9 protein-coding genes are annotated in these 11,343 nt (G+C 49.2%); 6 read left to right on the top strand and 3 right to left on the bottom strand.

What is annotated here, in order from left to right; all coding sequences use genetic code 11:
• The first annotated feature begins 193 nt into the window (after positions 1-193).
• Complete coding sequence (locus M2387_RS02505) at positions 194-613, top strand: Exc2 family lipoprotein (RefSeq protein ID WP_259046952.1); 420 nt, start codon at positions 194-196, stop codon at positions 611-613.
• Positions 614-650: 37 nt separating this feature from the next.
• Here the strand turns inward: M2387_RS02505 and M2387_RS02500 are convergent, their stop codons facing one another.
• Both M2387_RS02500 and M2387_RS02495 read right to left on the bottom strand, forming a co-directional pair.
• Entirely contained in the window at positions 651-2,099 is a 1,449-nt protein-coding gene (locus tag M2387_RS02500) for a Cu(+)/Ag(+) sensor histidine kinase (RefSeq protein WP_259046951.1), read from the bottom strand.
• Positions 2,089-2,772 (bottom strand): copper/silver response regulator transcription factor, encoded by a 684-nt coding sequence (locus M2387_RS02495; RefSeq protein WP_259046950.1) that lies wholly within the window; start codon positions 2,770-2,772, stop codon positions 2,089-2,091. Before M2387_RS02495 ends, M2387_RS02500 begins: the two co-directional genes overlap by 11 nt.
• A gap of 196 nt (positions 2,773-2,968) precedes the next feature.
• On the opposite strand from M2387_RS02495, the gene M2387_RS02490 reads away from it, so the two are divergent.
• The 4 genes from M2387_RS02490 (at position 2,969) to M2387_RS02475 (ending at position 9,309) form a co-directional block, all read left to right on the top strand.
• On the top strand, positions 2,969-4,354 hold the full coding sequence (locus M2387_RS02490; RefSeq protein WP_259048254.1) for a Cu(I)/Ag(I) efflux RND transporter outer membrane protein: 1,386 nt from the start codon (positions 2,969-2,971) through the stop codon (positions 4,352-4,354).
• 30 nt (positions 4,355-4,384) lie between these two features.
• A complete protein-coding gene (locus M2387_RS02485) occupies positions 4,385-4,753 on the top strand; it encodes a copper-binding protein (protein WP_259046949.1) in 369 nt (122 codons plus the stop codon).
• Between the two features lie 136 nt (positions 4,754-4,889).
• Positions 4,890-6,155 carry an efflux RND transporter periplasmic adaptor subunit gene (locus M2387_RS02480; protein ID WP_259046948.1) on the top strand — a complete coding sequence of 422 codons (1,266 nt, stop codon included), beginning with the start codon at positions 4,890-4,892 and terminating at the stop codon, positions 6,153-6,155.
• Between the two features lie 10 nt (positions 6,156-6,165).
• Positions 6,166-9,309 carry a CusA/CzcA family heavy metal efflux RND transporter gene (locus M2387_RS02475; RefSeq protein ID WP_259048253.1) on the top strand — a complete coding sequence of 1,048 codons (3,144 nt, stop codon included), beginning with the start codon at positions 6,166-6,168 and terminating at the stop codon, positions 9,307-9,309.
• A gap of 30 nt (positions 9,310-9,339) precedes the next feature.
• On the opposite strand, the gene M2387_RS02470 is transcribed toward M2387_RS02475, so the two are convergent.
• Complete coding sequence (locus tag M2387_RS02470; protein ID WP_259046947.1) at positions 9,340-9,963, bottom strand: TetR/AcrR family transcriptional regulator; 624 nt, start codon at positions 9,961-9,963, stop codon at positions 9,340-9,342.
• Between the two features lie 154 nt (positions 9,964-10,117).
• Here M2387_RS02470 and M2387_RS02465 point away from each other — a divergent pair, with 154 nt between their 5' ends.
• The gene (locus tag M2387_RS02465) at positions 10,118-11,308 is read left to right on the top strand and encodes an MFS transporter (RefSeq protein WP_259046946.1); all 1,191 of its coding nucleotides are present in this window, start codon (positions 10,118-10,120) and stop codon (positions 11,306-11,308) included.
• Positions 11,309-11,343 lie beyond the last annotated feature (35 nt).

Genomic DNA, 11,343 nt, shown 5'->3' with positions numbered 1-11,343 from the left:
TCTCCAGTCATGTTATAAGAAAAAGTAAGGCTATGGCCTTACTTTTTCTATTTTACCAGTAGTATTTCTCCCCCTTGGAATTTCAGTCACTCATACCTTAAGTCGCTTAGTTGTTCGACTATTGTGTGCTATTAGATTTATGAATTATAATTATTTCTCTAACCTACGGATAAATATATATTCAGGGAATCTAATGAAGAATAAATCTTTTACCTTATTAGGAACCGTTCTCGCTGTTACGTTGGCTATTACAGGCTGCGCGCCGAAAACCAGCCCTGAACGTCATGCCAGGCAGTATATACAGGCTACCAGTGACGATTTAAATCCCAATTTTGTGGTCAAAAAAACAGATAGTATTCGAATGATGGTGCCATTCTTCAAACAGTTCTACGAGGCAGGCGCTAAGGATAAAGCGGCAGGAATATCACCCGATGAGGCATTACAACGGGTTAATTACTTTCAAAGTGAGGAATTTCTTCAGTCAATTAAGTCACAAGAAACATTTGCCGGTAAAACTTACACCAGTAGTGGGCTGAAATCAGCACAAGAACAAAAGTCGATGGGAGTGGCTATTTCCGGGGCCTATATGGATGGTTATCACGGCGTCAACTGAGACTGATATTATCAGTCGACCCCGTTTGGGCTCACCGCTATGATTTTAAACGTGGCAGTAATAGAGTAAAACGCGTTGAAACCGAATCGGAAGCCGCGCTTATTTTTCCTTGATGGGCGCCGACAATAGATTTAACGATAGCCAGGCCAATACCACTGCCGGCGGTTTTACGCTGGCGGGAAGGGTCTATCTGATAAAAGCGATCAAATATACGGGACAGATGTTCAGCCGGGATAACCCGTCCCGGATTAGCAATTACCACTTTTACCCACTCATCATCGGTACTCAGCGTGACCTGCACGGCTTCGCCTTGCGGCGTATAGCGAATCGCGTTAGAAAGCAGATTATTCATCACCCGACGTAACATCAGCGCATCTCCCTCAACCCAGCAGCTCAGCCCGCTAATTTTAAGCGTCACATGCTGTTCTTCAGCCCAGGCCTCGAAAAAATCAAAGACTTTCAGCGTCTCAGCCCGGAGATCCAGCCGGGTATGCTCGAGGATCAACTGATGGTTATCTGCCTGGGCAAGAAACAGCATATCGCTGACCATTTTCGCCATCCGGTTATACTCTTCGAGACTGGAATAGAGTACATCCTCAAGTTCCTTGGTGCTGCGGGGCTGGCTTAAAGCAATTTCTGTCTGTGTAACCAGATTGGTCACCGGGGTGCGGATCTCATGGGCAATGTCAGCGGAGAAATTAGACTGGCGAGTAAAGACATCCTCTATACGTTCAATCATATGGTTAAAGGAGATAACCAGTTGTTCCAGTTCAACCGGAACCGTTTTGGGATTAAGCCTGACATCAAGGTTCTCAGAGGAAATATTCTTAATTTTCAGGCTGACAGTACGAAGTGGCGCATGGCCTTTATGTACGGCAAAGACCACAATCAAGACAATCAGCAAGCCCATAACCGCGGCGATGAGCCAGAGATTGTATTTAAGCTCATCGAGATAATGCAGATGAAAATCGATGGAAAAGGAGATAACAAAAGTACAGGTTGAGTCTTTGCCGTGATAAGGCGCGCTAACCGATGCGGCAAGAATTCGATAGGTTTTGGGGCCGTGGTTATCATGGGCATCGGGAGCCGCTACCCGGTCAGACCATTGAAAAACGGAACCTGTTTTAAGACTTTCAGTAAACTGAGGGGTATTAAGCACGGGCATTAAATCAGGTCCGTCAGGGGACTGATAGAGCATCTGGTCATCGGCATTGAGCATCAATACTGAGATATGACGGTAACTGGCGAGAATCACGCTGACTTTTTCTACTTTTTCCGCTTCAGAGGCCCCAGGCTCAAGCAGAATGGAGGACAGCGTCATTTTAATCTTATTCAGATCCTGTTCATCCATATCGGCAAAATGGGTTTTCACCGAGTTCAGCATGATACTGGTCAATACCGCAAAGGCGAAAATCGTCGCAAGGCTGATAAAAAACGTGAGCCTGACGGCAAGTGAAAAGGGGCGATGCCGGTGACTAATGCTCATCGGCAACCTCAAGCATATATCCTACACCCCGAACCGTCTGGATAAGCTTCGGCTCAAAGTCATTGTCTATTTTGGCGCGTAAGCGTTTCACGGCAACATCGATGGCATTGGTATCGCTGTCAAAATTCATATCCCAGACCTGGGAGGCAATCAGTGAGCGTGGCAGGACTTCACCCTGATGGCGGATAAAAAACTCCAGCAAAGTAAACTCCTTACTGGTCAGTGTAATTCGCGTGCTGCCGCGTCTGACTTTGCGGGAGACCAGATCAAGCGCCAGGTCGGCGACCTGGAACTGACTTTCCTGAATAACCGTGGTACCACGACGTAACAGAGTGCGTACGCGGGCCAGGAGCTCTGCAAAGGCAAAGGGTTTAATCAGATAGTCATCCGCGCCCAGTTCGAGTCCTTTAACCCGATGTTCAATACTTCCCAGGGCGGTGAGTAGCAGAATCGGCATGCCTTTGCTGGCCGCGCGTAACATACGCACAATATCCCAGCCATTCACGTCGGGTAACATAATGTCGAGAATAATCAGGTCATATTCATCTGTCATCGCCAGGTGGTATCCGTTCAGACCGTTATCCGCAAGATCAACCACAAATCCCGCTTCGGTGAGGCCTTTACTCAGGTACTCTCCGGTTTTTACCTCATCCTCGACAATTAATATTTTCATCTATTCACCCTGACAGACTTTCTGATATGGCTCATTTTAGTGGGCCTGGCAGTGATAGCAACGGCTTCATCCAATAATGACAAAGTTGTCATTATTCTGTAACCCTGCCAACAGAGTCGCTCAGTTAAGGTGCCAGGAGTCATCAATGGATATGACTTGCCCCTGTGCGGGCAAGCGGGCTGTGGCGAGAAGCGATATGTTCAGATTAAAACAATTTATTTTTAGTAGCGGATTTATTCTTGCGGGTTGCGTCAACCTGGCGCCGGATTATCAGGCGCCTGAACTTCCGGTACCTCAGCAGTTCTCACTTTCACAAAATGGACTGGTCGCGGTGGCTGATAACTATCAGGATACCGGCTGGCGCAGTTTTTTCACGCAGCCCAAGCTCCAGGAACTGATAGCCAGTGGGATTTCAAATAATCGCGATATTGAAATGGCGAGCCTGAAGGTTCAGCAGGCCCGGGCTCAGTATGGTGTTACTGAGGCTGACCGATATCCGCAGCTTAATAGTTCATCCAGTACAAGCTATCAGGGAGGGTTGAATGCGGATAAAGGAACCAGTAAAGAGTACGATATCGGGCTGGATCTGAGCTTTGAGCTGGACTTCTTCGGTAAACTGAAAAACAGCAGCGAAGCTGAAAAACAAAACCTGTTTGCCAGCGAAGAAGCCCGGCGTAATGTGCATATTCTGCTGATCTCAAATATATCTCAGAACTATTTTAATCAACAACAAACCCTTGAGCAGCTGCGGATAGCACAGGATACCCGCCTGAACTACCAGCAAGCCTATGCCCTGGTTGAGCATCAGGTCGTCAATGGTGGCAGTAATCTGCTGGCGCTGGAACAAGCCCGCGGAGCACTCGACAGTACCGATGCAGAAATCGCCAGACGAGAAGGGGAGCTCGCGCAAACGACGAATGCATTACAACTTTTACTGGGGAGCTACCACACCGGGCAGATACCTGGAGCTCTGGAGGGGGTGCCGTTTAACCCGGTGAAACTGCCAGCGCATTTATCTGCGGAAATTTTACGTCAGCGCCCCGATATTCTGGAAGCAGAGCATCAGTTAAAAGCCGCAGAGGCGAATATCGGTGTCGCCAGGGCGGCATTTTACCCTTCTATTAACCTGACCAGTGGTCTGTCGACCAGCAGCAGCGAATTAAGCAGTTTATTTAATACGGGAAGTGGTTTATGGAACTTTGTACCGAAGATAGAGCTACCGATATTTAATGCGGGTCGTAATCAGAAAAACCTGGAACGCGTGAATATTCTCCGGCAGCAAGCGGTGGTGAATTATCAGCAGAAAATTCAGAATGCCTTTAAACAAGTCGCCGATAGTTTAGCTTTACGCGATAGTCTGAGTCGACAGCTGATTGCACAGCAACGTTATCTTGAGACATTAAATACCACCTTGCAACGTGCCAGTAGATTATATTCCAGCGGTGCGGTTACTTATATTGAAGTATTAGACACGCAGCGTTCTTTATTCACCACCCGTCAGGCGATTGTCGATTTACAGTATGCCAGGAAAATTAATGAAATAAACCTTTTCACCGCTCTCGGTGGCGGCTGGAAAGCTTAATGTAGATTATCTCATTTCAGGAGTAGTAAGATGAATCAGTTAATAAAAATCGTTTCCGCGAGTTTTTTGTCTCTGACAGTAGCTTATGCCGTACAGGCTAATGAAACGCATCATAATATGCATGCAGAAGCCAGTAATACTCAGGCTGCTATGAGCAATCAGGTGAGTGAACCTCTTCATCAGACTACTGGCGTGATTAAAGGTATTGATAATAAACAACAGAAAATGTCCATATCCCATGAGGCTATCCCGGAAATCAGCTGGCCACCTATGACGATGAATTTTATTTTTACGCCGGTAGCCGATAAGGTGAGTAAATTAAAATCCGGTGAGGCTATTAACTTTTCTTTCACTCAGCAGGGTAATGATTATGTTTTGCAGAGTATTGAAGTTAAGTAATCTTTAAATAATGCCCCGAAGAATAATGCGGGGCATATTCAGACAGACATTAGCATATGCCGTACATCATTCTAATTACCTGTTTATAAGTTGAATTGAGGTATAGCGGATATATTCCCATATGGCAGGAGCAAATATGGTTTCTTCAAAATTTAAACTGGCTATCGCCGTATCAGGCGGGATTATTCTCGGCAGTGTAATAATGATTTCGGCTTACCCTTATGTCTATCCGGATAGCCAATACAGTAGCGCGCCTGCTGAAAAAGAAGTGTTGTTCTGGTATGACCCGATGAAACCTGACGTCAAATTTGATAAGCCCGGGAAATCACCCTTTATGGATATGGACCTGGTGCCTAAATATCGTGATGAAGCGGATCCCGGTGAGGATACTGAGGGGGTGCGTATTAACCCGGTGCTGCTGCAAAACCTGGGGTTAAAAACCGAAAAATCCCGCACGGGCCATTTGCAATATTCCCGGGTACTGCCCGCGAACGTTGGCTTTAATGACCATCAGTTTGCCATTATTCAGGCCCGTTCTGACGGTTTTGTGGAGCATGTTTATCCTTTGACGCTGGGCGACAAAGTACGAAAAGGCACACCGCTTATCGACGTCACTATTCCTGAGTGGGTGGAGGCGCAGAGTGAATATTTACTGTTGTCGGCGACAACGGGTTCAGCCGTCGAGATGAAAGGTATTCTTGAGCGTCTGCGTCTGGCAGGAATGCCGCAAGAAGATATTCAGCGCTTGCGTACACAGCGTGTCATTCAAACTCACTTTACCTTAAAAGCGCCGATTGAGGGGGTTATCACCGCTTTTGACCTGCGTAATGGCATGAATATCTCTAAAGATAAAGTGGTGGCACAAATTCAGGGGATTGACCCGGTCTGGATAACAGCGGCTGTACCCGAATCGATAGCTGATTTACTGAATGATTCGGCGCAATTTAGCCTCGCGATACCGGCTTATCCGAACGAGGAATTCCGGGTTCAGAAATGGAGTCTGTTACCCAGCGCCGATCCTGCCACGCGAACTTTGCAGCTGCGTATCCAGGTTGATAACCCTCATGAGCAGCTCAAGCCCGGAATGAATGCCTATCTGAAACTTAACCTTCAGGGACCTGAACAGCTATTAATCCCGTCTGAAGCGGTTATTGATACCGGTCAGCAGCAACGCGTGATCGTCGTTAATTCACAAGGGCGCTTTGTCCCGAAAGCCATCAAGTTAATCCATGAGTCCCAGTCACAGGCGGCCGTCGAAGGATTGAGTGAAGGGGAGTCGGTCGTGGTGAACGGTCTGTTCCTGATTGACTCTGAAGCCAATATCAGTGGCGCTCTGGATAAACTGAAGGCTCCGGACAACATCACAGAAACCTCCGTCGGTACCACGCATTCCGGACATTAAGGGAAAAATGATGATTGCATGGATTATTCGGCGCTCTGTCGCCAACCGTTTTCTTATTATGCTCGGGGTGCTGTTTCTCACGCTGTGGGGCAGCTGGACTGTCGCGAATACCCCGGTGGATGCTTTACCCGATCTCTCTGATGTTCAGGTGATCATCAAAACCAGTTATCCGGGTCAGTCACCTGAGATCGTCGAAAATCAGGTCACTTATCCGCTGACCACCACGATGCTTTCTGTTCCCGGAGCCAAAACGGTACGGGGTTTCTCACAATTTGGCGACTCCTGGGTTTATGTCATTTTTGAGGATGGCACCGATCAGTACTGGGCCCGCTCAAGGGTGATGGAATACCTTAGCCAGGCTCAGAATCGGTTACCCGCAGGGGTTCGCTCGGAAATAGGCCCGGATGCCACGGGCGTGGGGTGGATTTTTGAATACGCCCTGACAGATAAAACCGGGCAGCATGACTTGGCAGAGCTCCGCTCGCTGCAAGACTGGTTTTTAAAGTATGAACTCAAAACGATCCCCAATGTATCTGAGGTCGCCTCAATCGGGGGAATGGTCAGGGAATATCAGGTTCAGATAGACCCGACAAAGCTGGTGCAATATGGCGTAACGCTACAACAGGTTAAAAGTGCGCTTAACGCCTCGAATCAGGAAATGGGCGGGGCATCGATAGAACGTGCCGAAACCGAATATATGGTACGGGCCACCGGATACCTGCAATCCATCGATGATTTTAATCATATTGTACTGAGTGCAGGCGCGGATGGCGTTCCCGTTTATTTACAGGATGTCGCCCGGGTTCAGATAGGGCCGGAGATGCGGCGAGGTATCGCCGAGCTTAACGGGGAAGGAGAAGTGGCCGGCGGGGTGATTATTCTGCGTTCGGGTAAAAATGCCCGGGAAGTGATCACTGCAGTAAAAGAAAAACTGAAAACGCTGCAAAGCAGCCTGCCACCGGGTGTCGAGATTGTCACGACCTACGACCGTAGCGAATTAATTGACCGGGCTATTGATAATCTCAGCTTTAAGCTGCTAGAAGAGTTTATTGCGGTCGCGGTGGTCTGCGGGTTATTTCTCGGCCATGTCCGATCCGCGCTGGTGGCGATTATCTCCTTACCATTAGGTTTATTTTTTGCCTTTATCATCATGCGATTTCAGGGGATTAACGCCAATATTATGTCACTTGGCGGCATTGCTATCGCGGTGGGTGCCATGGTGGATGCGGCGGTGGTAATGATAGAAAATGCCCATAAACGGCTGGAAGAGTGGAACCACAATCATCCCAATGAAAAATTAGATAATCCTGGCCGCTGGAAAATCATCACCGATGCGTCGGTAGAGGTTGGCCCGGCATTATTTATCAGCTTGCTGATTATTACGCTGTCATTTATTCCGATTTTTACCCTCGAAGGACAGGAAGGCCGCCTGTTCGGCCCGCTGGCGTTCACTAAGACCTATGCTATGGCGGGAGCGGCGTTACTGGCTATCATCGTGATCCCGATACTGATGGGGCTGTTTATCCGCGGGAAAATCCCTGCAGAAACCCGTAATCCGCTTAATCGTGGACTGATCAAATTGTATCATCCGCTGTTATTACGCGTATTGCACTGGCCAAAACTCACGCTGGTGGTTGCTCTGCTCTCGATTCTGACGGTTGTCTGGCCTTTGAGTAAGGTGGGCGGGGAGTTTCTGCCGCAAATTAATGAAGGTGATTTACTCTATATGCCTTCCACTCTGCCGGGGCTTTCAGCCGCCGAGGCGCGTACGCTGTTGCAAACTACCGATCGGCTGATTAAAACGGTCCCTGAAGTGGAGTCGGTGTTTGGCAAAGCAGGGCGCGCGGACAGCGCCACCGACTCAGCGCCGCTGGAGATGTTTGAAACCACGATTCAGTTAAAGCCGCAGGCTGAATGGCGTCCGGGCATGACGCCTGAAAAAATTATCGAAGAACTGGATAAAACCGTGCGTCTGCCGGGGCTGGCGAATCTGTGGGTCTCACCGATCCGTAACCGGATCGATATGCTTTCGACCGGGATCAAAAGCCCCATCGGGATTAAAGTTTCCGGAAGCGTACTGGCTGACCTGGATGAAACCGCACAACGTATTGAAGAGGTGGCTCGTCAGGTGCCGGGCGTGAGTTCTGCTCTTGCTGAACGTCTGGAGGGAGGACGCTATATTACGGTGGATATTAACCGGGAAAAAGCGGCGCGCTACGGCATGACGATTGACGATGTACAGTTATTTGTCGGTACGGCTATCGGCGGTATGCAAACCGGTGAGGTGGTGGAGGGTATTGCCAGATATCCGATCAGTATCCGCTATCCGCAAGAGTACCGGGACAGCCCACAAGCGTTAAAACAGTTACCCTTACTGACCCCTGGGAAACAGCAAATAACGCTCGGTGATGTGGCGGAAATCAGGGTTAACACCGGCCCTAATATGCTGAAAACGGAAAATGCGCTGCCCAGTAACTGGATTTATATTGATGCCCGTGGGCGCGATATGGTCTCAGTGGTCAAGGATTTAAAAACGGCTATTAATGAACAGGTCTCTCTGAAACCGGGAACCAGCGTGGCTTTTTCCGGACAGTTCGAGTTGCTGGAACATGCCAGTAAAAAGCTCAGCCAGATGATACCCATGACGGTGATGATTATTTTCGTTCTGCTGTATCTGGCGTTCCGGCGAATTGATGAAGCTTTACTGATTTTACTGAGCCTGCCATTTGCTTTAGTGGGCGGTATTTGGTTTCTGTACTGGCAAGGATTTCATCTGTCAGTGGCAACCGGCACCGGGTTTATTGCCCTTGCCGGGGTGGCGGCGGAGTTTGGGGTCGTGATGCTGATGTATTTGCGTCATGCTATTGACGATAATCCGCAGTTATCTCGCCCGGAAACCTTTAGTGAGCAGGCGCTGGATAACGCACTTTACCAGGGTGCAGTGTTGCGCATACGCCCTAAGGCGATGACCGTGGCGGTTATTATTGCTGGCCTGCTCCCTATTTTATGGGGTAGCGGAGCCGGTTCTGAAGTGATGAGTCGTATTGCTGCCCCGATGATTGGCGGCATGATCACCGCGCCGCTACTCTCACTGTTTATCATTCCGGCCGCCTACAAACTTATCTGGCTACACAGGAATCGAAAAACGTCTTAAGCCGATTATTCTGTTGGCGCAACGTATCTGTCACTCCGGTGCACTGATACGTTGCGCTTCCCACAACTTCATCAGCTCGTTTATAGCGGTATTAAATACCTCCAGAGGTATGCCATCTCTGGCCGCAATGGACACCCCGAGCAAGAAACTATTGAACGTAGTTCCCAGAGTGTATGCATCCACATTGGGGGCCAGCTCACCTGTTGTAACACCGCGTTCCACACAGTGAACAAATCCGGCCAAAGTCCGTGCCCGGGAGACGGTCAGCGGATCTGTAACATGCTGGTTTTCAGGTGAAGTTGCACTCATTGTCCCCAGTGCCACCATGCAACCCTTGGGATGTCCGGTTTCACATTGCATTTGTGATGAACGGCGTAAGGCTTGTTCAATCGCCACAGCAGGGAGCAGGGACTCATCCCACAGGCACTCAGTCACTTGAGCATAAGTGGCAAGATAGCATTCAATCGCTTCGGTAAATAATCTCTCTTTGGAACCAAAAGCGGCGTAAAAACTCGGAGCAGAAATACCGCCACCGATGCGTTCTTTGAGCTGACTGAGTGAGGTGGTTTCGTAACCCTGTTCCCAGAAAAGATGCATAGCTTGCTCAATAGCCTGTTGTCGGTCAAAAGTCCGGGGACGTCCCATTTGTGCCATTTTAGCCTCCTGTCATTCAGACTTAAATACTAATCGATACAAAACTAATTGACAACAATCCCTCGATGACCCTACATTTATATCGATCGGTATATATATCGGTATTGGCTACAACCATATGTAGATAAACAGTTTTTTCTTGAACAGGATTTTTATGTCAACTATTGCGGCTCAAACCAGGACAGAAAGATTACCTGTCATGGCGTTACTCGCCCTGGCAATGACGGGGTTTATTTGTATTATCACCGAAACGCTTCCGGCAGGATTATTGCCGCAAATCAGCGCCGACCTCGCAATCAGTCAGGCTGTTGCCGGGCAAATGGTCACTGTCTATGCATTAGGCTCGCTTTTGGCGGCTATTCCGCTCACCATCGCGACCCGACGCTGGCGGCGACGTAGTGTATTGCTGTTGACCATTATTGGTTTTTTGGTGTTTAACTCACTGACGGCGCTTTCTGAGCATTATTGGGTTATCCTGGTCGCACGTTTCTTTGCCGGAGTGGCCGCAGGTCTGGCCTGGAGCTTACTGGCAGGCTATGCACGTCGTATGGTGGAACCCCACCAGCAAGGACAGGCGATGGCAATAGCCATGATAGGTACGCCGATTGCGCTCTCACTCGGTGTACCCTTAGGGACCTTTATGGGAGCGGTGATTGGCTGGCGCATTTCGTTTTGGGTGATGTCAATTCTGGCACTGATACTGCTGGTCTGGGTGATTGCCAAAGTCCCTGATTACCCGGGGCAGTCAGCGCATGAACGTATGAGGTTAAGAGAAGTCTTTATGACCCCGGGAGTTCGGGCTGTTCTGGCCGTAGTGATAAGCTGGATGCTGGCGCACAATATCCTCTACACCTATATTGCTCCGTTTGTTATGCAGTCAGGGCTGACGAATCGTGTCGATTTAGTGCTGCTGGTATTTGGCGTAGCGGCCTTAGTGGGTATCTGGGTTACCGGAAAGCTCGTGGACAGGCACCTGCGAACCACGGTGCTGGTCAGCCTGGCAGCTTTTGCGCTGGTCGCCTGTTTGTTTGGTTTTATGGCTCAGAGTGCCGCGGCTGTCTATTTTGGCGTGATGGTCTGGGGGATCACTTTTGGTGGCGCAGCGACATTGTTACAAACTGCGCTGGCGGATGCTGCAGGGAGTGGGGCTGATGTAGCCCTGTCGATGAACGTAGTTGCCTGGAATGGGGCTATTGCTGCCAGCGGCATTATTGGTGGTTTACTGCTGGAGTCATGGGGCGTTGTCTCTTTCCCGTGGGTGTTACTGGGTCTGCTTATCATTGCCTGGCTTATTGTCTGGTCTGCGCGACATCATGCTTTTAGGCCTGGTCCGCGTATCGGATAAACATCCCTATAAGAGCCTGGTTCCGATAATACTGT

It is taken from the genome of Klebsiella sp. BIGb0407 (genome assembly GCF_024807845.1).
Lineage (GTDB): Bacteria > Pseudomonadota > Gammaproteobacteria > Enterobacterales > Enterobacteriaceae > JGM124.
This window is presented reverse-complemented; position numbering and strand designations above follow the sequence as displayed.

Coding starts and splice junctions, on each gene's coding strand:
- M2387_RS02505 (WP_259046952.1), top strand. CDS start 194: ATGAAGAATAAATCTTTTACCTTATTAGGAACCGTTCTCGCTGTTACG.
- M2387_RS02500 (WP_259046951.1), bottom strand. CDS start 2,099: ATGAGCATTAGTCACCGGCATCGCCCCTTTTCACTTGCCGTCAGGCTC.
- M2387_RS02495 (WP_259046950.1), bottom strand. CDS start 2,772: ATGAAAATATTAATTGTCGAGGATGAGGTAAAAACCGGAGAGTACCTG.
- M2387_RS02490 (WP_259048254.1), top strand. CDS start 2,969: ATGTTCAGATTAAAACAATTTATTTTTAGTAGCGGATTTATTCTTGCG.
- M2387_RS02485 (WP_259046949.1), top strand. CDS start 4,385: ATGAATCAGTTAATAAAAATCGTTTCCGCGAGTTTTTTGTCTCTGACA.
- M2387_RS02480 (WP_259046948.1), top strand. CDS start 4,890: ATGGTTTCTTCAAAATTTAAACTGGCTATCGCCGTATCAGGCGGGATT.
- M2387_RS02475 (WP_259048253.1), top strand. CDS start 6,166: ATGATTGCATGGATTATTCGGCGCTCTGTCGCCAACCGTTTTCTTATT.
- M2387_RS02470 (WP_259046947.1), bottom strand. CDS start 9,963: ATGGCACAAATGGGACGTCCCCGGACTTTTGACCGACAACAGGCTATT.
- M2387_RS02465 (WP_259046946.1), top strand. CDS start 10,118: ATGTCAACTATTGCGGCTCAAACCAGGACAGAAAGATTACCTGTCATG.